The organism is Arcobacter iocasae (assembly GCF_042214795.1).
Lineage (GTDB): Bacteria > Campylobacterota > Campylobacteria > Campylobacterales > Arcobacteraceae > Arcobacter > Arcobacter iocasae.
On sequence record NZ_CP090177.1, the window covers coordinates 2,324,030 to 2,346,836 of the forward strand.

The 22,807-nt window shown below is 28.0% G+C and carries 22 protein-coding genes; 14 read left to right on the plus strand and 8 right to left on the minus strand.

Going from position 1 to position 22,807, the window contains the following annotated elements:
* The first annotated feature begins 82 nt into the window (after window positions 1–82).
* From LXN10_RS11625 to LXN10_RS11640, 4 genes are all read left to right on the plus strand, one after another.
* Window positions 83–784, plus strand: a complete 702-nt coding sequence (locus LXN10_RS11625; RefSeq protein WP_375723172.1) for an MOSC domain-containing protein — start codon at window positions 83–85, stop codon at window positions 782–784.
* A 10-nt stretch (window positions 785–794) separates the two neighbouring features.
* Window positions 795–1,979 carry an acetylornithine transaminase gene (locus LXN10_RS11630; RefSeq protein ID WP_375723173.1) on the plus strand — a complete coding sequence of 395 codons (1,185 nt, stop codon included), beginning with the start codon at window positions 795–797 and terminating at the stop codon, window positions 1,977–1,979.
* On the plus strand, window positions 1,976–2,449 hold the full coding sequence (locus LXN10_RS11635) for a pyridoxamine 5'-phosphate oxidase family protein (protein ID WP_129102058.1): 474 nt from the start codon (window positions 1,976–1,978) through the stop codon (window positions 2,447–2,449). The genes LXN10_RS11630 and LXN10_RS11635 overlap by 4 nt, the downstream gene beginning before the upstream one ends.
* A 74-nt stretch (window positions 2,450–2,523) precedes the next feature.
* Window positions 2,524–3,786: a serine hydroxymethyltransferase gene (locus LXN10_RS11640; RefSeq protein WP_375723174.1), complete on the plus strand. Its 1,263-nt coding sequence runs from the start codon at window positions 2,524–2,526 to the stop codon at window positions 3,784–3,786.
* A 306-nt stretch (window positions 3,787–4,092) separates the two neighbouring features.
* On the opposite strand, the gene LXN10_RS11645 is transcribed toward LXN10_RS11640, so the two are convergent.
* Complete coding sequence (locus tag LXN10_RS11645) at window positions 4,093–4,770, minus strand: NYN domain-containing protein (protein ID WP_375723175.1); 678 nt, start codon at window positions 4,768–4,770, stop codon at window positions 4,093–4,095.
* On the minus strand, window positions 4,767–5,585 hold the full coding sequence (locus LXN10_RS11650) for a hypothetical protein (RefSeq protein ID WP_375723176.1): 819 nt from the start codon (window positions 5,583–5,585) through the stop codon (window positions 4,767–4,769). The genes LXN10_RS11645 and LXN10_RS11650 overlap by 4 nt, the downstream gene beginning before the upstream one ends.
* 243 nt (window positions 5,586–5,828) lie before the next feature.
* On the opposite strand from LXN10_RS11650, the gene LXN10_RS11655 reads away from it, so the two are divergent.
* Complete coding sequence (locus tag LXN10_RS11655; protein WP_375723177.1) at window positions 5,829–5,987, plus strand: hypothetical protein; 159 nt, start codon at window positions 5,829–5,831, stop codon at window positions 5,985–5,987.
* A gap of 113 nt (window positions 5,988–6,100) precedes the next feature.
* Here LXN10_RS11655 and LXN10_RS11660 read toward each other — a convergent pair whose 3' ends face one another.
* Both LXN10_RS11660 and LXN10_RS11665 read right to left on the minus strand, forming a co-directional pair.
* A complete protein-coding gene (locus LXN10_RS11660) occupies window positions 6,101–7,243 on the minus strand; it encodes a type II toxin-antitoxin system HipA family toxin (protein WP_375723178.1) in 1,143 nt (380 codons plus the stop codon).
* Window positions 7,236–7,475: a helix-turn-helix domain-containing protein gene (locus tag LXN10_RS11665; RefSeq protein ID WP_129102052.1), complete on the minus strand. Its 240-nt coding sequence runs from the start codon at window positions 7,473–7,475 to the stop codon at window positions 7,236–7,238. The genes LXN10_RS11660 and LXN10_RS11665 overlap by 8 nt, the downstream gene beginning before the upstream one ends.
* Window positions 7,476–7,743: 268 nt before the next feature.
* Here LXN10_RS11665 and ychF point away from each other — a divergent pair, with 268 nt between their 5' ends.
* Both ychF and LXN10_RS11675 read left to right on the plus strand, forming a co-directional pair.
* The gene (gene ychF / locus LXN10_RS11670) at window positions 7,744–8,847 is read left to right on the plus strand and encodes a redox-regulated ATPase YchF (protein ID WP_375723179.1); all 1,104 of its coding nucleotides are present in this window, start codon (window positions 7,744–7,746) and stop codon (window positions 8,845–8,847) included.
* A 222-nt stretch (window positions 8,848–9,069) separates the two neighbouring features.
* On the plus strand, window positions 9,070–11,628 hold the full coding sequence (locus LXN10_RS11675) for a chemotaxis protein CheW (RefSeq protein ID WP_375723180.1): 2,559 nt from the start codon (window positions 9,070–9,072) through the stop codon (window positions 11,626–11,628).
* A gap of 13 nt (window positions 11,629–11,641) precedes the next feature.
* Here the strand turns inward: LXN10_RS11675 and recO are convergent, their stop codons facing one another.
* Together recO and LXN10_RS11685 are read right to left on the minus strand one after the other, a co-directional pair.
* The gene (recO, locus tag LXN10_RS11680; protein WP_013134856.1) at window positions 11,642–12,259 is read right to left on the minus strand and encodes a recombination protein RecO; all 618 of its coding nucleotides are present in this window, start codon (window positions 12,257–12,259) and stop codon (window positions 11,642–11,644) included.
* Entirely contained in the window at window positions 12,260–12,517 is a 258-nt protein-coding gene (locus LXN10_RS11685) for a hypothetical protein (RefSeq protein WP_013134857.1), read from the minus strand.
* 112 nt (window positions 12,518–12,629) lie between these two features.
* Here LXN10_RS11685 and LXN10_RS11690 point away from each other — a divergent pair, with 112 nt between their 5' ends.
* Window positions 12,630–12,944, plus strand: coding sequence for a pyrimidine/purine nucleoside phosphorylase (locus LXN10_RS11690; RefSeq protein WP_129102103.1), 315 nt, complete (start codon window positions 12,630–12,632; stop codon window positions 12,942–12,944).
* A gap of 21 nt (window positions 12,945–12,965) precedes the next feature.
* Here LXN10_RS11690 and LXN10_RS11695 read toward each other — a convergent pair whose 3' ends face one another.
* Both LXN10_RS11695 and LXN10_RS11700 read right to left on the minus strand, forming a co-directional pair.
* Window positions 12,966–13,634, minus strand: coding sequence for a response regulator transcription factor (locus LXN10_RS11695; RefSeq protein ID WP_375723181.1), 669 nt, complete (start codon window positions 13,632–13,634; stop codon window positions 12,966–12,968).
* Window position 13,635: 1 nt separating this feature from the next.
* Complete coding sequence (locus LXN10_RS11700; RefSeq protein WP_375723182.1) at window positions 13,636–14,682, minus strand: hybrid sensor histidine kinase/response regulator; 1,047 nt, start codon at window positions 14,680–14,682, stop codon at window positions 13,636–13,638.
* Window positions 14,683–14,754: 72 nt separating this feature from the next.
* On the opposite strand from LXN10_RS11700, the gene LXN10_RS11705 reads away from it, so the two are divergent.
* The 6 genes from LXN10_RS11705 to urtE all read left to right on the plus strand — a co-directional run bounded on the left by LXN10_RS11705 (window position 14,755) and on the right by urtE (window position 22,805).
* Entirely contained in the window at window positions 14,755–17,052 is a 2,298-nt protein-coding gene (locus LXN10_RS11705; protein WP_375723183.1) for a response regulator, read from the plus strand.
* Window positions 17,053–17,145: 93 nt separating this feature from the next.
* The gene (urtA, locus tag LXN10_RS11710; protein ID WP_129101785.1) at window positions 17,146–18,423 is read left to right on the plus strand and encodes an urea ABC transporter substrate-binding protein; all 1,278 of its coding nucleotides are present in this window, start codon (window positions 17,146–17,148) and stop codon (window positions 18,421–18,423) included.
* Between the two features lie 66 nt (window positions 18,424–18,489).
* A complete protein-coding gene (urtB, locus tag LXN10_RS11715; RefSeq protein WP_375723184.1) occupies window positions 18,490–20,085 on the plus strand; it encodes an urea ABC transporter permease subunit UrtB in 1,596 nt (531 codons plus the stop codon).
* Window positions 20,086–20,088: 3 nt separating this feature from the next.
* A complete protein-coding gene (gene urtC / locus LXN10_RS11720; RefSeq protein ID WP_375723185.1) occupies window positions 20,089–21,201 on the plus strand; it encodes an urea ABC transporter permease subunit UrtC in 1,113 nt (370 codons plus the stop codon).
* The gene (urtD, locus tag LXN10_RS11725) at window positions 21,201–21,989 is read left to right on the plus strand and encodes an urea ABC transporter ATP-binding protein UrtD (protein ID WP_375723186.1); all 789 of its coding nucleotides are present in this window, start codon (window positions 21,201–21,203) and stop codon (window positions 21,987–21,989) included. The genes urtC and urtD overlap by 1 nt, the downstream gene beginning before the upstream one ends.
* 120 nt (window positions 21,990–22,109) lie before the next feature.
* The gene (urtE, locus tag LXN10_RS11730; protein ID WP_375723187.1) at window positions 22,110–22,805 is read left to right on the plus strand and encodes an urea ABC transporter ATP-binding subunit UrtE; all 696 of its coding nucleotides are present in this window, start codon (window positions 22,110–22,112) and stop codon (window positions 22,803–22,805) included.
* Window positions 22,806–22,807 lie beyond the last annotated feature (2 nt).

Sequence of the window (22,807 nt, forward strand, 5' to 3'; positions counted from 1 at the left end):
ATTTTTGTACCTTGAGTAAGTTACAGCTGTATGTTATTATAACACCTGAAAACTTAAATAAATAGAGTTATTGGAGGAATACTTGGAAACTAAAATAGCAAAAGTTTTATTTATTAAAACAGGAAGAGTTACTACACGAAATTTAGAAAATAATAAAAGGAAAAAAATTGTTTCGGCAATAAGAAAATATCCTGTAAAAAAAGCATTTCTTACAAGAACTGGATTTATGGATGATGAACAAGGTGATTTAAAACATCATGGAGGTGAAAACAAAGCACTATTCTTATTTTCACAAAAAACATATGAACAAATTAATAAACAGTTAAAAACAACTTTTGATATTGATGGTGTTGCACATTTTGGAGAGAATATAATTCTATCTAATATTACTGAAAGTGATATTTGTATAGGAGATATTTATCAACTGGGAGGATCAAGAATACAAATCACACAACCAAGACAACCTTGTTGGAAATTAAGTACTAATACAAATAAAAAAGAGATGACAAAGTTTATTTTTCAAAGTGGTTTAACAGGTTGGTATGCAAAAGTTTTAGATGAAGGTGTAGTTTGTGTAAATGATGAGCTTATTTTAGAAAAGAGAAAATATCCCAACTTAAGTATTAAAAAACTTAATCAACTTATTGTAAATCCATTATTAGATGAAAAAATAACCAACGAAGCACTAAGTTGTAAAGTATTAGGAAAGCCATTTTTAAACTCATTGTCAAAAAGATATAAATTTAAAGATGAAGATGAACAGTTTTCATTTTATCATACTTAAAAGGGAAGAGATGAACGAAAACAATTATTTATTGCCATTATATAATAGATTAGATGTCTCATTTGTAAAAGGTAAGAATTCTATTTTATATGATGAAAAAGGGAGAGATTATGTTGATTTTTCTTCTGGAATTGGTGTGAATAGTTTGGGTTATTGTGATAAAAAAGTTGTTAAAACGATAACTAAACAAGCCAATAAAATTTTACACACATCAAATATTTACCATATAAAGTCACAAGAAAAATGTGCGAAAAAAATAGTTACATTAAGCACCTATGATATGCAGTGTTATTTTTGTAATAGTGGTGCAGAAGCAAATGAAAGTGCCATTAAACTGGCTCGAAAATATGGAAATACAGCTTTTTGTAAAACAAAGTATAAAATTATAACTATTAAAAACTCGTTTCATGGAAGAACAATAGCAACTTTAAAAGCAACAGCACAAGAGGAAAAACATAAATATTTTGGACCTTATCCTGATGGATTTGTTTATGCTGATAATATAAATGAGGCGATAAACTTAATAGATGATGACACTGTTGCAGTTATGCTTGAACTGATTCAAGGGGAAGGCGGCATTTTTATGCAAGATAAAGAGCAAGTAAAAAAGTTAAGTGAGGTATTGAAAAAAAAGAAATTATTATTGATAATAGATGAAGTTCAAACAGGTGTTTATAGAAGTGGAGAATTTCTAATGTCACATCATTATGAGATTAGACCAAATATTATAACTTTAGCAAAAGGCTTAGCAACAGGAGTTCCAATAGGGCTGATGATGACAGATTTAAGAAATGTTTTAAAGCAAGGTGATCATGGTTCAACTTTTGGAGGAAATCATCTTTCGACAACCGTGTCAATTAAGGTTTTAAATATTTTAGAAAAATATAAAAATAGTGGAAAACTTGAATCAAACATTAAATACTTTAATGATTATTTAGACTACTTTATAGAAAGATATCCATCTTTGTTTTTATCAAAAAATGGCTTTGGTTTTATGCTTGGACTCAAACTTAAAGATGGAACAAAGCTCAATGAGATTGTAAAGTTATCTTTAAAGCAGGGTGTTTTAGTACTAAAATCAGGAAAGGATATTGTTCGATTTTTGCCACCATTGAATATATCAAAAAAAGAGATAAAAATGGGATTTAAAAGATTTGAAAAGGTTGTAACAAAATTGAAAGGAAAAAATATATGAGACATAGAACAAAAACACATTTACTTACACAAGAAGAAGTTGAAAAGTTATTTATACGAGCTGAAGTTGGTCGTATTGGGAGTTTTGGAAAGGATGGTTATCCTTATATTGTACCTATGCATTTCGTATGGCATAATCAAAAGATATATTTACATGGATTACCAAAAGGAGAAAAAATAGATAATATAAAATTAAATCCAAATGTATGTTTTGAGATAGATGAAATGATATCTTTATTATATGATGGAGTGGAAAATCCATGTGATGTAAATACTGAATTTAATAGCATAATTTTACAAGGACACGCAACTATTGTTGAGGATTTTGATGAAAAGAAAATAGCACTTTTAAAAATAGTGGAAAAATTTACACCTCATTTAAAAAATAAAGAATTACCTCTAAATATGATAAATGGTACAGCAGTTATTGGAATAGATGTTATGAAATGTGTAGGAAGATATTATAAATAAGAAATAGCAATTTTTGGATTGTGTAATGTTGTTAGTTAGGTTATGATTTTAAAAGTAAATAAAAGGAGATAAAAATGAGTTTTATAAAAAATGAAAGTCTAGAAAAAGCAGATTATGAGGTATTTTCAATAATTGAAAATGAGTTAAAAAGAGAAACAAATCATCTAGAGATGATAGCATCAGAAAACTTTACTAGTCCTGCTGTGATGGAAGCAACAGGAAGTATTTTTACAAATAAGTATGCAGAAGGTTATCCATATAAAAGATATTATGGTGGATGTGAATTTGCAGATCAAGTTGAGCAGTTAGCTATCAATAGAGCTTGTGAAATCTTTGGTTGTAAATATGCAAATGTTCAACCACATTCTGGAAGTCAAGCCAATAGTGCTGTATATGCAGCATTGTTAAGTGCAGGAGATAAAATTCTTGGTATGGATTTAAGTCATGGTGGACATTTAACTCACGGAAGTAAACCATCCTTTTCAGGAAAAAATTATAATGCTTTCTCTTATGGAGTGGAACTAAATGGATATATTGATTATGATAAAGTTATGGATATTGCAAAAGTTATACAGCCAAAAATTATTATTTGTGGGGCAAGTGCTTATGCTAGAGAACTTGATTTTAAAAAATTCAGAGAAATAGCAGATGCTGTAGGAGCAATTTTGTTTGCTGATATTGCACATATTGCAGGACTTGTTGCCGCTGGTGAACATATGTCACCTTTTCCTTATGCTGATGTTGTTACAACAACTACACATAAAACACTAAGAGGACCAAGAGGTGGTATGATTATGTGTAATGATGAAGATATTGCAAAAAAACTTAACAGTGCAATTTTCCCAGGAACACAAGGTGGTCCTTTGATTCATGTTATTGCTGCAAAAGCAGTTGCATTTAAAGAGGTATTAGATGTTTCATGGAAAGAATATGCAAAGCAAATAAAAGCCAATGCGAAAGTTTTAGAAAAAGTTTTAATCAATAGAGGATATGATTTAGTAAGTGATGGTACGGATAATCATCTTGTACTTGTAAGTTTTTTAAATAAAGAATTTTCAGGTAAAGATGCAGATACCGCACTTGGAAATGCAGGAATTACTGTAAATAAAAACAGTGTACCAGGAGATACAAGAAGTCCTTTTATCACAAGTGGTATAAGAATAGGAAGTCCAGCTTTAACAGCACGAGGAATGAAAGAAAAAGAGTTTGAAATAATTGCGAATAAAATATGTGATGTTCTAGATAATATTCAAGATATAAATTTACAAAAAAGAATTAATAAAGAGATGAAAGAATTAGCAAAAGGATTTGTTATTTATACTCAATCAACATTTTAATTAGACCTATTGAAAATCCTAATGGTAGTAGAAATATCTCATAAATTGTTATTAACTAAAACTTAAAGTTGTGTTCCAAATATAAGAGGTTGTTGCTTGATTAATAATTGTCTAGTTTATAGGGGACATTCAAGATAAACTGTTTTCTATATTTAGGATGTCTTAAAAACTCAATAATATTTCTTTTCTTTATTCTTAAGGTAGATGAAAGTGACACCTCCTTCAACCAGGGTTTACCTCTCATAAAAATATCTACAGCTACTGCCTGTAGCTGTAGTTTTTTTATTTTTAAATTAATTACAATTTTTATTTTAGACGAACAATCATTGTACTTTTTCTAGAATCCTTGTAATCAATTTCAAAAATATCTGGATATTGTTTATATATATCTCCCCATGTATTTGCCCCATAGTTTTTTGCATTAAAAGAAGCATTTTTATTTATTAGATAACTTCCAACCTTTGAAACAAGTGCATATCCATTATTAGATTTTGTTTTATTTATTCCATCTTTTAACAAAACTAATATATCTGAATTATTTGTAACTGATGTTTTAACTTTTATAGGTAATTCTATAAATTTAGAACATGCATTACGAAATGAATCATTTGTTTTACTTTCCCCAAATCCAATAACTTCAAAGCCCTTTGATTTAATTTCTATAGATAAACCAGTAAAGTCACTGTCACTAGAAACAATTACAATAATATCTACTTTAGAACTATGCATAGTATTCATAATATCAATTACAATCTGAAAATCTGACACATTCTTACCTTGTGTATTTGAAACTGTATGTATTGGCTTAATTGCAAATTTATGTAATTGTTCATCCCAACTTTTATTATGGCTACTACTCCAATCTTTATATGCTTGTCGTATAGTTACTTCACCATGATTTGCTAATTCATCAAATATCTCATTTGCATACTTTGAACTTACATTCTCACAATCAAAAAAAACTGCTATTTTTTTATCAATCATGAGTTATCTTTAATACATGTAAACATAACAAATCTTTTAGCTTTTTCAGTATTAAACTCGTTTTTAATTCGTTTATATACTTTATCTATACTATCTTGGTGCAATATCCAATCTTTTTCTAATTTTTTTGGTAAAAAATGAGTTATTGTATTTGAATCTAATTCTATAAGCCATACATTTAAATCTTCAAATCCCAAATTGTCGATTTCTAAATCTAAATTACTGTCACTTTTAGTTTTATTTTGTCTTACTCCATAATGCTTAGGCTGACTTAATTCTTCAACATAAAAATCATAGTCACCAAGGAAGTATTCATATGTTTTTTTTGATAAAAGCACTTTAATTTGTTCCTTATTAAAATTATTATCCAAAACTAAAGGATATTGAAAAACGTATAATCCTGGCCTAATACTAGATGCTTGATCGTATGATGATTTTATATCAACAGTAAAAATATTCTCGTATTCAGACTTGATTGTATTTACTTCATCTAATAAATCTGATAAATATAAATATTCAAATTTTTCAATTAATAAATCTCCCATATTAAATGAATCAGATACACTCTGGATTCTGAAGTTTTCAGTAAAACTATCAGTATTTAAACCTATTTCTGATTCATTTTTATTTTCTATAGGTATAGATTTTATGTAATTATTGTAATTGTAATAAGTTCCATAATTTGTTATTTTTGCCAATAATTCCAGTGAATCTGCGTGCTTTATTGGGTTTGTTAAAAGTGGAGTTATTTCAGTTCGTAGTTTTTTTGCAACTTTTTTAAAGTCGCTTTGATTAATTTTAATTGTATTTTGCACAAGTATTCCTTTTTAATGCTGTTAAACGGTAACTCAATACTCAAGTTAATTTAGAGTATCACATTTTATATTCCCGAATAAAATTAGCTACAACTTAAACATTAAAGCGAATGCTTAATATCCAATTTTAGTAATTTGTATATAAATAAATTTTCTCCGTATCTTTAAAAAGACTCGGGAATGGAAGGTAATTAAAAACCCGCTCAATTTTAACAATTTTTCTTTGTTTTGTCAAATATATGTATGAGTCCAATACATATATCAACTCTATTAGGAACAAGCCTCACTTTAATAAAAGCTACTCCAAAAGTAAGAGGTTTAGCAATAATGATCTGGTTAGACTTTTTAAGACACAAAAATGATAATATTTCTATATCTGAATATAAGTTCAACGACCTGTAGGTTTTGGAACTTTCTTTAAGTTCAAAATTAATTTATCGAACTATTATATAATTTCATTAACTATCAGTTATAGACATAAAACTATGAGTGGTCTTATAAATGATATATTTTACTTATATAAAACAATCTATTAGTTTTTTTAATAGCTCTTTTTTATCTTCATTTGATTCAGTTTCTAATCTGATTGATAGTTGATCTTTTACAATTTTTATTGCATTGTCACATTCACTTATTGCTTCATTAATTTCTTTTTTTGTTAGATCACATGTTTGTATACCAAATCTTTCTATATATTTGTTGTCCCACCATTTTTTACTGCCAAGAAGTAATAATGCTGGAATATCATTTTTAATATATACTGTAGTTGATACTACATCATATGCTGGTGCTAATTTTATGTCATCTATTCCTGTGTAAATAAGCCCAAAGTTTTTGAGATGAGCATCACCATTTTTTAATAAAAAATTTAAATAAGTCATTTTAAAAAATTGAATAAGTGAAGATTTTTTGTGCTGCGGTGAAACAAAAGTTTTAATTGTTTTTACTATTTGTTCATGAGATCCTTCATATTTATCATCTCTTTGTTTACCCATTAAAACGCACATGTCTTCAAAGCCAATATATTTATCATCAACTTTATCAAATCGTTTCATAATAAAAAGCTTTTCATCATCAGATATATAAAACTCTGGAACTTCAATGTTTGATCTTCTAACAATTTCCATGCAGTAGTACTCATTTAAAGCAAGTTCTTTATAATCTGTACCCCAAGATTTGACAATGTAATCATCAACTTTTAAAGTTGCTTTATTTTTAATTAGGGCTAAAACTTTTGGCTGAACTCCACTTAGTGCTGAGTTTAGTGCAAATTTTGTTACTAATTCATCAAAAAGGTTATCTTTTTTTGTATGTAATAAATCATCAAGACTTAAACTATCATCAGCTTTAATAAAATTTGATTCATAAGAAAGCCTACCTTTTATTGAGTTTGACATAACTTTTAATAAGCCAAAATCATCGGTTTTTGTGAGTTTTGAGAAATGTTTTTTAATAATTGATAATAGGTAGCCTTCTGGCAAATGCATTTCAAAAATAGGGTGAAGTTTATTATGGATAAATGGCTTACTTCTTACAGGCATAAGTAAAGAGATAAAATTGTTTTTTTCTTCACAATCATATGAGAATATAAATTCATCATCTTCTTTTATTAAGTTACCACTAGAATTTGAATTTACTTTTACATTTAATTTATCCATTTACAATATCCTCAAATACAGGGAATAGTGATTTTTCTTTTATAACTAACTCTTGTCCTAGATAGTCAGTCAATTGCAAAACTTTTTTAAGGCCAATGTCACTACTGGTTCCATTTTCAAAATTGCTGATAGTTGCTCTTGAAATATTTAAATCACTAGAGATAGTTTTCTGAGAAATACCTCTACTTTTTCTTAAAAGTGCCAACTCTTTGCCAAGTTCAACAAAATTCATATAAATACCTTTTGTGTATAAAATATTAGTCATTATAATATTAAAATTAGATTTTGTCAAATATTTTATACATTATTGATCTTTTTAATTATATTAGAGTACATTAATAATCAAATGTAGTGGAAAACAATCTCTTTATTTATAAATAAGTATAGTACCCATTATATCATCTGTATGTAGAATAATTTAAATTTTATCTATCTCTTTGCCATTATCGTTTATAATGCGATTAAAACAAAAAACAAATATTTAATATTAAAGGTAAATAATGGGATTAGGTGTAGGAATAGTAGGACTTCCAAATGTAGGTAAATCGACAACTTTTAATGCTTTGACAAAAGCACAAAATGCAGAGGCACAAAATTATCCATTTTGTACTATTGAGCCAAATAAAGCAATTGTTCCAGTACCTGATAAAAGACTTGATGCGTTAGCAAAAATTGTTATTCCTGATAAAATTCAATACTCAACAATTGATTTTGTAGATATTGCAGGACTTGTACGAGGTGCTTCAAAGGGTGAAGGGTTAGGGAATCAATTTTTATCTAATATTAGAGAAGTTGAAATGATCTTACATATGGTTAGATGTTTTGAAGATGGAAATATCACTCATGTGGAAGGTGATGTAAATCCTTTAAGAGATATTGAGATAATCGAAACTGAACTTATTTATGCAGATATTTCACAGTTAGAGAAAAAAATAGATAGACTTAAAAAACAAGCAAAAACTTCAAAAGAAGCGGCTTCTTCTTTAATAATTGCAGAAGAGTTATTTAAACATTTAGAAGAGTTAAACCCAGTAAAAACTTTTGAGAAACTTGAAGATGATGTTTTTATTGCTTTAGATAAAGAACTTAGATTTTTATCCAATAAAGATGTTATTTATGGGGCAAATGTTGATGAAGATTCATTAGCAGATGGTGGAAATAAATTTGTTGAGATATTAAAAGAACATGCGGCTTCTGTTAATGCTGATGTAATTATGCTTTGTGCAAAAATAGAAGAAGAACTAGTTGGTTTAGAAGATGAAGAGGCACAAGAATTTTTAACAGATTTAGGTGTAGAAGAATCAGGATTAGAGCAAATTATTCATAAAGCATTTGATAAACTTGGACTTCAATCATATTTTACAGCTGGTAAAATAGAAGTTAGAGCTTGGACTATTAAGAAAAATACAAAAGCACCACAAGCAGCAGCTGTGATTCATAATGACTTTGAAAAAGGTTTTATAAAAGCAGAAGTTATTGCCTATGAAGATTTTGTATCTTTAGGTGGAGAAGCTAAGTGTAAAGAAGCAGGAAAATTAAAACTTGAAGGTAAAGATTATATTGTGCAAGATGGTGATGTTATGCATTTTAGGTTTAATGTCTAATAGATTTATCATTATAAACTAACTTCAATTATTAAAATGTAAAGAAGAAAACTTCTTTACATTTACTAACTATATTTAACAAAAATCTAAAAGTCTAAAATTCAATAGAACAAATTTAATAATAATTTTAAAACTTTAATTTTGTATACTTTATATACAAAAATGTAAACTCTACTATACCTTAAAAATGTATAATTATTTTATATATTTTAAGGAAATAGAATGAATAATCAACTTATTAATTATAAAGGAATCGAGCTAAAACGGGAACTACTACAATATTTTAAACATATGTTTTTAGTGGAAGAGTATAGAGAAGAATTAGTATCATTATCAAAAAGTTGGGATAATCTATCTTTACTAAGTAACTTTGGAAATAATAGTGCAAATATAAATGAAACAAAAAATAACTTTTCAAAATTGACTTCAAAACTGCTAAATCATCTATCAAATGAACTTCTAGAAAAAACAATAAGACAAATGAAATTTAAATCACAAATCTCTATTGATATTCTTATTCGAAATCTTTATGAAAGAACTGCTGATATTGGATTTTTAGCTACAGATAAGGATATAAGAGAATTTTTAGAAAATAATAAAAATAAATATGAAAATGAATTTGCTGATAATGTAAAAATATTAAGAAATAGATTTTTAGAATATACGCAAAAATATAGTGTATATTATAACATTGTCCTAATGGACACAAAAGGTAATATCCTAGTCCAATTAGATAAAAGTGAGAAAATAAATAAATCTGAAGATGAGATTATTGATTTATCTTTAAGTAGTAATGATTATGTTGAATCATTTAAATTTCATGATTTCATTCCAAGTAAAAAGAAAAGTTTAGTTTATGCCTCTAAAGTTACAAAAACTAATGATCCAAATTCAGAATCAATTGGAATTTTATGCTTATGTTTTAAGTTTCAAGATGAGATGAAAGGTATTTTTAATAATCTAAAAGAGACAAAAAATAAGGAGTGTTTAACAATTTTAGATAAAGATGGAGTAGTAATTGCTACTAGTGATAAGTATCATGTGAATTTAGGAACAATTTTAGAATTTAATCCAAATAGTAAATTCTCTTTTATTTCTCATGGAGGTAGAGATTATTTATCTAAAACATGTAAAACAAATGGTTATCAAGGTTATTTTGGGCAAGAATGGTATGGACATATTTTAGTTCCAATAGATTATGCTTTTGTTGAAGAAGATGATAATTTAAATATTGATCAAGATATTTTATTAGCAATCTTACAAGGAGGGGAGAGGTTTAGTGATGAACTAAAAAAAATCCCTCTTGAAGCAAATAATATTCAAGAGAATTTAAATAGATTAGTTTGGAATGGAAATCTCAACCGAGGTAATCAAGATAAAAGTGAATTAACAAAAAGCTTTTCTAGGGCACTTTTAAATGAGATAAGTCTAACTGGAGAGAAAACTAAAAAAATATTTGATTTATCTATTGCTAATCTAACTAAAACAATTATACTAAATAATGCAACTTATGTCGCTTCTTTGATGGTAGATATTATGGATAGAAATCTATATGAAAGAGCAAATGATTGTAGATGGTGGGCTTTAACTCAAGATTTTAAAGATGTCTTAACCTCTAATTCTGTAGATAAAACTAATAATAGTAAATTGACAGAGATTTTAAAATATATCAATAATCTTTATACGGTTTATACAAATTTATTTATTTATGACAAAAATGGAATTATTCTTGCTGTTTCTAATGAAAAAGAAAAACATTTAGTAGGAATGCAATTAAATGATAACACCCTTGAAAAAACAATGAAAGTAACAGACAATAATGATTATTTTGTATCAAATTTTAAAAGAACAAAATTCTATAATGATGATTACACTTACATTTATTACTCTTCTATTAAATCAAATGACAATGTACTAGGTGGGATTGGTGTAGTTTTTGATTCAAAAGTTGAATTAAAAGCAATACTTGAAGAATCAATTCCAAATTTTAAATCATCAGATGAAGAAAAAAAATTTGGTGTATTTATTGATAAAAAAGGATTAATAATCTCTTCTACAAGTGATGACTTAAAAGTTGGAACAACTTTAGATATTGATTTAAAACTTTTTAATATGGTAAATGGTGAATCTCATAGTGAAATAATAGTTTACAATGGTAACTACTATGCTATTGGAATAAAATGCTCGCAAGGATACAGAGAATATAAAGTTGCTGATAATTATTCAAATGACATTTTTGCAATATTTTTTTCTTATATAAGTTCTGCAGACTTGAAAATTTCTCATAGTAAAGAAATATTTAAAGAAATTAGTGGAAATAAATCAGAAGATACACAGGAAATAGGGACTTTTTTCATAGGTGGAAAGTGGTTAGGTATTGAAATAGAAAATTTAATTGAAGTTGTGAGTACCTCAAAACTAGACCTATCTCCTACAATGAACAATGACCACTATTTTAAAGGAACTATCCTTTATAATAATAGTGCTGTTGGGGTGATAGATATTAAGAATTTTTTAGATGAAAAAATTGAAGAAGAATATAAAGAAGTTGTTATTATAAAACATTTTGACAAAGATAGTGAGAATTACATAGGTATATTAGTAAATGAACTAGGAGATATTCCTGAGATTCCAAAAGTTAGAATCAAGAAGATTGATAATTATTTGTTAGGGAATTGTACATTAATAAACTCTGTTGTAGTTCCTTCTGAGGGTTCAAAAGAAGATAAGTTATTATCAATACTTGATATTGAGATGTTAAAAAATAATTTAGTAGAATAACAAAAGTAAAGACTTATATACCTTGAAGTAGAATTTGCCAAATATACTCAACTTCTTCATCATCTAAGAAAATCAGTGATTTTTCTTTAAAAAGTTCATCTATTTTGTAAAATTCAAACTTTTTTGAATAAGTACAATTTGGATGTACTGGATGAAAACTTCGTACAAGTGAAATTTCATTTTCTATTTTTTGTTCACAAAGCAAACAAATATATTCGCTATGAAGTCTTCCTTCATGTTCTAGTAGTTTTATATAAGTTTCACAAATAGCTCGTTTGGCATCTTGTTTTATAAGTTTGTGAGCCAGTTCTTCTAATAGGTTAAAATAAAAATCATCTATATCTTCCACATCTTTTAAATGGGGATAAAAAAGTTTTAAAAATCTTTGCCAACAATAAAGCTTCTCTTTTACAAAAATCCAATTAAAACTTATTTGAAGTACATCTTTTAGTCTAGGCATTGTGCTTTTTAGATTTGATTCTAATTCAAAATCAATCTTATATCCAACATTAACTGTAGAGTGTCTTCCTCCATAAAATCTATATGTAGTATAAATACTATCATCTGTAAGAATAGTAACTATTAAGTCATCATCTCTTACAGATTTTATATCGATTATATAACCTTGCATCTATTCTTCAAGACTCTTCATATCAATTATTTCATCAATGATTTCTTGAGCTTCTTCATCATCAATCTCACCAGCTTCTAAGTCATCAATCAAATCTTGAAACTCTTTTCTCATCTCTTGCATATATTTTATTTCTTCTTTAGTTTTATCATCACTTTTTTTTGATGCAACTAATTCAAATAACTCATCTAAATAGTCTTCAACATCAGGTATAACTTCGTTGTGTACTAGATTTAAAAGTTTTTCTTGTATAGTCATATTATTTTCCTTTTAAATTTGAAAAAAAATTATAACAAAAGATTACTACTTGTTTGCTTCATAATTATACTTATGGTATTATTCTTGACATATTATAAAAAGGAAAATGTAGATGTCTGTGTTTGAAAATGTAAAAATAGCTAAAAAAGCAAATATTTTATATGAAGGTCATGTTACAAGTAGAGCAATAGAGTTTGAAGATGGTTCAAAAAAGACTTTAGGGGTTATGTTACCTGGAGAGTATGATTTTACAACTATTCATGAAGAACTAATTGATGTAGAATCTGGTGAATTAGAAGTATTATTACCTGCACAAGATTGGAAAAAGATTGTTGCACCACAAAGTTTTAAAGTACCTGCTAACTCTAAATTTAAATTAAAAGTTATTTCACTAGTTGATTATTGTTGTTCATTTAAAATACACTAAGATAGAAAGATTTTTCCTATCTTAGCTTATTTGTAAAAGCTTATATCCTACACCTCTTAGATTTAAAACCATTCCATTTTTTAGTTTACTTCTTAATTTATGAACGATAGTTCTCATGCTTACTGATTCCATCTCTTTACTATCCCAAACATATTCATGAATCATATCAATAGTGACTGTTTTATTTATGTTTTTAACTAAGAGTGATAAGAGTAGTTTTTCTTTTATTGTTAGTTCTATTTCATGTCCATGTTTATATAAAGTTTGGTTTATCAAATCGTAATTATACTCATAGCCCAAATCAATATTTAAATTCAGATCATTACTTTGAGATATGTGTTTTAAATGGTATTTTATTCTTAAAAAAAGTTCTTCAAAATCAAAGGGTTTTTTAATATAATCATTACAACCATAATCAAAAGAATTTTTGATATTCTCTATATCTATTTCAGCACTTATCATGATAACAGGACTGTTTGGATTATCTTTTCTTATTGTTTTTAATATTTCATGTCCGTTAAATCCTGGAACATTCAAATCTAAAATATACAAATCATATTTATTATTTATGATTTTACTAGCTGCTTCATATCCATCTGTACAGTTTTCCACAAAAAAACCTCTATTTTCTAGTGAGAGTTTTATGATTTTATTAAGTGAATAGTCATCTTCTAGTAAAAATATTTTCATTTTAAGAGCCTTTATTTATAAGGTTTTTTGGAAATATATATCTAAATGTTGTAAATTCATTTGAAAGTATTTCTATGTTTATATCATAATTCTCACAAATTGACTTTACGATATTTAGTCCTAGTCCAAGACCTATATTTTTTACTTTTTCTTGATAATATTTTTCAAAAACCAAAGAGGTATCTTGTATTTTTATTCCTTCATTTATTACTTCTACTTGATAGTTTTTAAGAGCAATTACTACAGTTGTATTTTCAAAAGAGTATTTTATAGCATTTGAAAGGGTATTATCAATTATTCTCTCGAACTCATATTCATCTATTGAAATTTCAAATTCATCGCTTATCTCTAAGTCCAAAATGATATTTTTTGTTTTTGCAATTTCATCAAAAAAGATTATTCTTGAAGATAAAAAGTTTACAAGATTTATTGCTTTTATGTTTTTTTGCATAGTTTGTTTTTTGGTTAAATAGTAAAGATCATTATAAATTGAAGAGAGAGATTTAGAAGAGGCTTTTATGGCTTCAAACTGCTCTTTCGGTCCTAATTGTCGTTCTAGGTTATCCACATTTAATGAAATAATACTAAGTGGAGTATTCATTTCATGGATTATTTTTTTTAAGAAAAAATCTTGTTGTTGAAGAAGGCTTAAAATAGTTTGGTTATTTTCAAAAATTTTAAGTTGAGTTTTTATTCTAGCTAATACCTCTTCTTTTTCAAAAGGCTTAGTAATATAATCAACTCCACCTTGTTCGAAGGCTTTTACTTTTATCTCTATATCATCAATGGCACTTATGAAAATAATAGGGATATCTTTTAATTTATCATTTTCTTTAAATAATTTACAAACTTCAAAGCCATCAATATTTGGCATTTTAATATCTAGTAAGATTAAATCAGGAGGATAACTTTCTGACGAAGTTAAAGCAAAACTAGGATCTGTAGTAGCTCTAATATTATAATCATAAACTTTTAGTATGCTATTTAGATAATGAAGATTTTCATTTTTATCATCTATGATTAATATTGTATATTTTTTATGCATCATTTATCTCATTTTATATTGCTTTGTTGCTAAGATTATAGAATAAAAGATATAAAATCAAAATGAGGTACCTCCTTGAATCTAAAAAAACTCTTTATGTTACTTTTTATATTAAATACTATTTCTTTTATTAGTGTTGCAGTTGTCATAAATAAATACCAAAACTCTACAGTAAAACTAGAAAATGCCTATCAACTACAATACAAATCACTTATCCTTGCCCATGAGCTAAGACAGAGTAGTGATGATCTAACAAGGATGGCAAGAACTTATGTGATTACTGGAAATCCATTATTTGAAGAACAATATAAAACAGTACTTGATATAAGAAACGGGAAAAAAAACAGACCCAAAAGATATAATGGAATATTTTGGGATTTTTATACTTTAGATGGTACAAAGCCTATTTTAGATGGTGAAAAAGTTCCTTTAAGAGATCTTATGAAAAGGGCAAACTTCCCAGATGAAGAGTTAAATTTACTTTTTGCTTCACAAAATGAATCGGATGATTTAACAAACCTTGAACACAAAGCCATGAATGCAGTTAAAGGAATCTTTGAAGATGAAAATGGAAATTTTACTATAAAAGGAAAACCTGATTTTAAACTAGCAAGGGAACTTATGCACTCAGATGAGTATCACAAAGCAAAAATAAGAATTATGCAACCTTTGGATAACTTCTATAAAGCCTTTGAAAAAAGAACCCAAGAAAGAGTAAATGATGAGAGAAAGACCGTAAAACAACAAGAGTTTTATGTAAATGTGATAGTTCTTTTTTCAGTTATTTTTTTCTTGATGTCATTTTTTATAATTTTATTTAGAATCATTTACCCAATAGATTTATTAAGAGTTGCCATGTTAAAACTTTCATCAAATGATATGAGTGTGGAGTTGGATAAGAACAAGTATGATGATGAAGTGGGCGACATGATAGGTTCTGTTTCTATTTTCAAAGAAAATACTAAAAAACTAATAGAGAGTGAACACCAAATCAAACTTGCCATGGAAGAAGCAAAAAGTGCAAATAAAGCAAAATCTATATTTCTAGCAAGAATGAGTCATGAACTTCGAACTCCCCTAAATGCTATACTTGGATTTTCAAATATTTTAAAAAAATCTATGAATGCTACACAAGAAGAAAAAAACAATTTAAATATAATCAAAAGAAGTGGAGAACATCTTTTAAATATCATAAATGAAATTTTAGAATTATCAAAAATCGAAGCTGGAAAAATAGAAATTATTCCAAAAGTTTTTAATCTAAAAGAGTTAATAGAAGATATCAATTCAATTTTTGCCTTTAGATGTAAAGAAAAGGGCTTGGAGTTTAAAATTGTTTTAGATGATAATCTACCTGAAGTTGTAAAAATGGATGATTTAAGACTTCGGCAAATACTTATAAATCTCTTAAGTAATAGTTTGAAATTTACAAATGAAGGTGAAATATCACTATATTTATATGAAAAGAGCCAAAAACTATTTTTTGAAATAAAAGATAGTGGAATAGGTATTGATAATAAAGATTTAAAAAGAATATTTAAACCCTTTGAGCAAATTAAACATGAAGATTATAATAAAAATGGAACAGGATTGGGACTATCTATTACAAAAGAGTTAGTAACTTTAATGAATGGTTCTATTTATGCAAAAAGTAAAGTTAATCTTGGAACAGAGTTTTATTTTAGTGTTGATTATAAAAATGCAAATAGTAGTGATATTGATGCTCAGTTAAAATTAAAAGATATTATAGGAATAGAAAAGAATAAAAATAAAAAAACTATTCTTGTAGTTGATGATATTGAAGTAAATAGAAATCTATTAACACAAATATTAACTTCCCATGGCTTTGAAGTATTTCAAGCAAGTAGTGGATATGAGGCCATTGAACTTTTTGAAAAGCAAGAGTTTAATCTTATTTTTATGGATATAAAAATGAGTGGCTTAGATGGCTTAGAAACTATAAAGCTTATAAGAAAAGATGAAAAAGACAAAAATATACCAATAGTTGCAGTATCTGCAAATGTATTTAATGAAGATAAAGAAATAGCAATACAAAGTGGAGCAGATGGATTTTTAGCAAAACCAGTTGAAGAAAAAGAGTTATTAATTATTTTGGCAAAGTATTTTAATTTGAAATTAAAATATTTAGAAAATAATGAAGAAAAAGCTGATATTTTTGAAAGAATATCAAAACTTGATAAAGAGTTTTTTATAAAACTAAATGAATTCGCTTTGTTAATGGACTCTTCTAGTATTGAGCAGTTTTTAGAAAATAGTGATATTGAAAATGATTTAAAACTATATTTAAAAGAACTTGTGGAAAACTTCAAATATAAAGAGATAAGTGAAATCTGTATAAAAAATATACAGTAAACTTTTTAACTTTACAAAAAAACAACACTTAAACAACACTTCTATTTTATACTTCCCTTAGTAGTCAAAGAGACTAAATCTAAAGGAGAATAAATGAAAAGTAGATTCACAAAAGTTTTAGCTGCATCAGCAATTGTAACTATGAGTATGATGGCTCAAGCTGCTGATACAATCAAAGTTGGTGTTTTACACTCACTATCTGGAACAATGGCGATTTCAGAAACAACTTTAAAAGATACAGTTTTAATGCTTATTGATGAGCAAAATAAAAAAGGTGGTTTATTAGGTAAAAAAATAGAACCAGTTGTAGTTGACCCTGCATCAAACTGGCCACTGTTTGCTGAAAAGATGAGAGGACTTTTAACTAAAGATAAAGTTGATGTTACATTTGGTTGTTGGACATCAGTTTCTAGAAAATCAGTTCTTCCAGTTGTTGAAGAGTTAAATGGTTTACTTTTTTATCCTGTTCAATATGAGGGTGAAGAGTCTAGCAAAAATGTATTTTATACAGGTGCTGCGCCTAACCAACAAGCAATTCCTGCAGTTGATTATCTTATGAACGATATGGGTGTTAAAAGATGGGTTTTAGCTGGTACTGATTATGTATATCCAAGAACTACAAATAAAATCTTAGAAGCATACTTAAAATCAAAAGGTGTTAAATCATCTGATATTATGATTAACTATACTCCATTTGGACACTCTGATTGGCAAAGTATTGTAAGTGAAATCAAAAAATTCGGAAGCGCTGGTAAAAAAACTGCTGTTGTATCTACAATCAATGGTGATGCAAATGTTCCTTTTTATAAAGAATTAGGTAACCAAGGTATTACATCTTCATCTATTCCAGTTATTGCATTCTCTGTTGGAGAAGAAGAGCTATCAGGACTTGATACTAAACCTTTAGTTGGTCATTTAGCTGCATGGAATTATTTTGAAAGTGTTTCTACTCCAGAAAATGACAAATTTATTTCAACTTGGCATAAATATATCAAAGATGACAAAAGAGTTACAAATGACCCAATGGAAGCTACATATATTGGATTTAACTTATGGGTAAAAGCTGTTGAAAAAGCTGGAACTACAAATGTTGATAAAGTAAGAGAGGCAATCGTTGGATTATCTGTTCCAAATCTTACTGGTGGAACTGCAACTATGCTTAAAAATCACCATATTACAAAACCTGTTTTAATCGGTGAGATTCAAGAAGATGGCCAATTTGAAACTGTATGGCAAACTGAAAAAGAAGTTCCAGGTGATGCTTGGTCAAACTACTTACCAGGAAGTAAAGACTTAATCTCAGATTGGACTAAACCAATCAATTGTGGAAACTATAACACTAAAACTAAAAAGTGTATGGGTGCTAACTAACAAAATTAAAATATGAGAGTTCAACTCTCATATTTTTTTGCTCTACATAATAAATGAAAGGTAATCATGAAAATCTTAAAAATAATATTGCTTAATTTATTAATTTTATCTTCACTAATTGCTTCAGATCTTCAAAGTGATTCACAAGAACTTTTGACAAATAGTTATTCTAAAAAAGAAACAGTTATATTAGATTTAACTAAAAAGTATAAAAGTGAAAAAAAGTTTGAGTACTTATTACAAAAACTTTTAGCAGGAGATTTATATTATACAAAAAGTGATAAACAAATTGTATTTTTAAAAGAGAAAAAAGAAAATAACTATCATACAGTTGATGTTTTTTCTGGCGAGAAGTTAAGTGAAGCTTCAAAATATGATTTTAAAAAAGTTAAAATCAATAATAAATTAAGAAATATTATAAAAGCATCTTTGGCAAAAATAAATCTATTTTCTACTGATGAAGATAAAAGATTAAATTCTGCTAAAAATTTATTAAAAAACCTAAAACTTGATGATAAGGAGATTATCATTGAGGCTTTACAAAGTGAAAAATCCTCAAATATTAGAGATATTTTAGATGAGGCAAATACTATTTTAATTGCTCAATATGGAACTGCTGAAGAAAAATATAAAGCTGTAGATAAACTTGGAGGTTTTATTTCATCTAAAACTCTTGCAACACTAAAAGATGTACTTAATAATAGTGAAGATGAAAAACTAAAAACAATAGCTGAATCTTCACTTGATATAGTTGAGATAAAAAAGAGTATTTATTCATTTATCGAAACTGCATTTTTTGGACTTAGTATGGGTTCTGTTTTACTTTTAGCAGCTATTGGCTTAGCAATTACCTTTGGTGTTATGAAAGTAATCAATATGGCGCATGGTGAACTTATTATGATAGGTGCTTATACCACATATACGATTCAACAACTTTTCCCAAATCTCATTGAATACTCTGTGATTATCGCAATTCCTGCTGCTTTTATAGTAAGTGGAATTGTGGGAATCATAATAGAAAGATTGGTGATAAGACATCTTTATGGAAGACCTCTTGAAACACTTCTTGCAACTTTTGGGGTAAGTTTGATTTTACAACAATTAGTTAGAACTATATATTCACCACTTAATCAAGAAGTTAAAACTCCTTCATGGATGAGTGGAGCTTTGGAAGTAAATAGCTCTCTATTTCTTACTTATAATAGATTGTATATAGTTATATTTTCTGTGATGGTATTTTTGACAATTCTTTATGTGATGAAAAAGACTTCACTTGGACTAAAAGTGCGAGCTGTTTCTCAAAATAGACCAATTGCACGTGCTATGGGAATAAAGTCAAGTTTTATTGATGCTGCTACTTTTGGTATTGGTTCTGGTATTGCAGGAGTTGCAGGAGTTGCTTTATCACAACTTACAAATGTGGGGCCAAATTTAGGACAAGCATATATAGTAGATAGTTTTATGGTAGTTGTATTTGGAGGAGTTGGTAACTTATGGGGAACTTTAATAGCTGCACTTACCCTTGGTGAAATTAATAAATTTATCGAGCCAATATCAGGTGCAGTTTTAGCCAAAGTAATTATCTTAGTATTTATTATCTTATTTATACAAAAAAGACCTAGAGGATTATTCCCTCAAAAGGGTCGAGATGCACAGGATTAGAAAATGAAGAATAAATCTTTTATATTAAAAATTTTGGAAAATGATAAAGGTGGGAAAATAGTCTTATCAACTCTTGCTATTGTGGTTTTCGTAGTGTCATTTTGTAATCTCTTTGTTCCAAGTAGTTCAGTGTTTTATATCTCAACTTTTACAGTTACTATTTTAGGTAAATATTTAGCCTTTGCTCTTTTAGCCTTGGCTTTAGATTTAGTATGGGGATATTTAGGGGTTTTAAGTCTTGGTCATGGGGCATTTTTTGCCCTTGGTGGATATGGGCTTGCCATGTATCTTATGCGTCAAATAGGAGATCGTGGAGTTTATGGAAATCCTGATTTACCTGATTTTATGGTATTTATGAACCTAAAAGAGTTACCATGGTTTTGGTATGGTTTTGATAATCCTTTGTTTACTTTTATTATGATTATGCTTGTACCTGCAATTTTAGCTTTTGTATTTGGTTGGTTTGCTTTTAAATCAAGAGTTACAGGAGTTTATCTTTCAATCATAACACAAGCTATGACTTATGCACTTATGTTAGCATTTTTTAGAAACGATATGGGTTTTGGTGGAAATAATGGTTTGACAGATTTTAAAGATATTTTAGGATTTGATTTACAAGCTGATACTACAAGAGTAGGACTTTTGATCATTACATTTTTAGCTTTGACTTTGGGATATTTGATTTGTAGATTTATTATCAACTCAAGACTTGGTAGGGTAATAATATCTATTAGAGATGAGGAGAGTAGAGTAAGATTTATTGGATATAAAGTTGAACAATACAAAGTATTTATATTTGTAGTTTCTGCAATACTTGCGGGAATTGCAGGAGCACTTTATGTTCCACAAGTGGGAATCATAAATCCTGGGGTTTTTTCGCCACTCTTTTCTATTGAACTTGTTATTTGGGTTGCTATTGGAGGAAGAGGAACTTTATATGGAGCTATTATTGGAGCTATTATTGTAAATTTTGCAAGCACATATTTCACTTCTGCTCTTCCTGAGGTTTGGTTATATGCATTAGGTGGATTATTTGTTCTTGTAACTTTATATCTTCCAAAAGGTGTAGTTGGACTTATAAGTAAGATTAATGGAAAACTTGGAAAGGCTAAATAATGAAACTATTAAGACATGAAAATGAACAAAATATTGGTAATCTTAAAATAGGAGATAGAATATTATTAGTTGATGGTGTTAGTGTTAGTTTTGATGGATTTAAAGCCTTAAATAATCTAAGTTTTTCTATAAATTATGGGGAACTAAGATGTATCATTGGAGCAAATGGTGCAGGAAAATCTACAATGATGGATGTGGTTACAGGAAAAACTAGACCTGATGAGGGAGAAGTTGTATTTGGTAATGCCGTAAATTTATTAGAACTAGATGAACCAACAATTTCTGAAATAGGTATTGGGAGAAAATTCCAAAAACCAACAGTATTTCAAAATCATTCAGTTTTCGAAAATTTAGAGTTAGCAATGAAAGATGATAAAAGATTTTTTAAAACACTTTTTTCGAAACTAGGAAGTGAGCAAAAAGACAAAATAGAAGAGACTATGAAATTAATTGGTCTAAAAGAGCTTTACAATATGGATGCTGGTATTTTATCTCACGGTCAAAAACAGTGGCTTGAAATAGGTATGCTTATCATGCAAGAGCCAAAGTTACTTCTAGTAGATGAACCAGTTGCAGGAATGACACCACAAGAGGTGGACAAAACAGCAGAGATTTTGACAAGTTTATCAAAAGAAAATGCTGTAGTTGTGGTTGAACATGATATGGAGTTTATACGAAGTATCGCTTCAAAAGTAACTGTGCTACATGAGGGTTCTGTTTTGGCAGAAGGTAATATGGATGCGATACAGAACAATGAAAAAGTGCGAAAAGTATATTTAGGAGAATAAAAATTCAAATTATGCCACTATTACGGCGTTGAAAACTTTCGATTTACTTATAGTAAACCTTCAAGTTTCCGCCTTGTACTAGCAACATACTTTGAATTTTTTTGAATTGAAGGGAAACAGATGTTAAAAATAGAAAATATAAATCAATTTTATGGTCAAAGTCATACCCTTTGGGATTTGAATTTAGAGATTAAAAAGGGACGATGTACTTGTCTTATGGGAAGAAATGGTGTTGGAAAAACAACACTTAGTAAAGTTATTATGGGTTTACTTCCTATTCGTGATGGGCAAATCATTTATGATGGACAAGATATTTCAAAATTACCAGATCACAAACGGGCAAGTATTGCAATAGGTTATGTTCCCCAAGGAAGAGAGATATTTTCACAACTAAGTGTCCTAGAAAATTTACAAATTGGAGTTTTGGCAAATAGAAATAAAATCTCAAAAGTTCCAGAAAAGATATATGAACTTTTCCCAGTACTTAAAGATATGCAAAAAAGAAAAGGTGGGGATTTATCAGGAGGTCAGCAACAACAACTTGCAATCGCCCGAGCACTTTGTATTGATCCAAAGTTTTTAATTCTTGATGAACCAAGTGAAGGAATACAACCAAATATTGTAGCTCAAATCGGAGAAGTGATTGATTATCTTACAAAAGAAGAAGATATGACTGTTTTACTTGTGGAACAAAAGCTTCCATTTGCCAGACGACATGGTGATGATTTTTATGTAGTAGATAGGGGAAGTGTGGTTGCAAAGGGGGAAATCTCACAGCTTAGTGATGATATAATAAAACAACATTTATCAGTATAACT

Bases quoted from the DNA above. Each gene is read 5' to 3' on its own strand.
- urtC (WP_375723185.1), top strand. From the start codon at position 20,089: ATGAAGAATAAATCTTTTATATTAAAAATTTTGGAAAATGATAAAGGT.
- LXN10_RS11655 (WP_375723177.1), top strand. From the start codon at position 5,829: ATGAGTCCAATACATATATCAACTCTATTAGGAACAAGCCTCACTTTA.
- urtB (WP_375723184.1), top strand. From the start codon at position 18,490: ATGAAAATCTTAAAAATAATATTGCTTAATTTATTAATTTTATCTTCA.
- urtD (WP_375723186.1), top strand. From the start codon at position 21,201: ATGAAACTATTAAGACATGAAAATGAACAAAATATTGGTAATCTTAAA.
- LXN10_RS11645 (WP_375723175.1), bottom strand. From the start codon at position 4,770: ATGATTGATAAAAAAATAGCAGTTTTTTTTGATTGTGAGAATGTAAGT.
- LXN10_RS11640 (WP_375723174.1), top strand. From the start codon at position 2,524: ATGAGTTTTATAAAAAATGAAAGTCTAGAAAAAGCAGATTATGAGGTA.
- LXN10_RS11685 (WP_013134857.1), bottom strand. From the start codon at position 12,517: ATGACTATACAAGAAAAACTTTTAAATCTAGTACACAACGAAGTTATA.
- LXN10_RS11635 (WP_129102058.1), top strand. From the start codon at position 1,976: ATGAGACATAGAACAAAAACACATTTACTTACACAAGAAGAAGTTGAA.
- LXN10_RS11675 (WP_375723180.1), top strand. From the start codon at position 9,070: ATGAATAATCAACTTATTAATTATAAAGGAATCGAGCTAAAACGGGAA.
- LXN10_RS11630 (WP_375723173.1), top strand. From the start codon at position 795: ATGAACGAAAACAATTATTTATTGCCATTATATAATAGATTAGATGTC.
- urtA (WP_129101785.1), top strand. From the start codon at position 17,146: ATGAAAAGTAGATTCACAAAAGTTTTAGCTGCATCAGCAATTGTAACT.
- LXN10_RS11690 (WP_129102103.1), top strand. From the start codon at position 12,630: ATGTCTGTGTTTGAAAATGTAAAAATAGCTAAAAAAGCAAATATTTTA.
- urtE (WP_375723187.1), top strand. From the start codon at position 22,110: ATGTTAAAAATAGAAAATATAAATCAATTTTATGGTCAAAGTCATACC.
- LXN10_RS11665 (WP_129102052.1), bottom strand. From the start codon at position 7,475: ATGAATTTTGTTGAACTTGGCAAAGAGTTGGCACTTTTAAGAAAAAGT.
- LXN10_RS11660 (WP_375723178.1), bottom strand. From the start codon at position 7,243: ATGGATAAATTAAATGTAAAAGTAAATTCAAATTCTAGTGGTAACTTA.
- LXN10_RS11700 (WP_375723182.1), bottom strand. From the start codon at position 14,682: ATGATGCATAAAAAATATACAATATTAATCATAGATGATAAAAATGAA.
- ychF (WP_375723179.1), top strand. From the start codon at position 7,744: ATGGGATTAGGTGTAGGAATAGTAGGACTTCCAAATGTAGGTAAATCG.
- LXN10_RS11695 (WP_375723181.1), bottom strand. From the start codon at position 13,634: ATGAAAATATTTTTACTAGAAGATGACTATTCACTTAATAAAATCATA.
- recO (WP_013134856.1), bottom strand. From the start codon at position 12,259: ATGCAAGGTTATATAATCGATATAAAATCTGTAAGAGATGATGACTTA.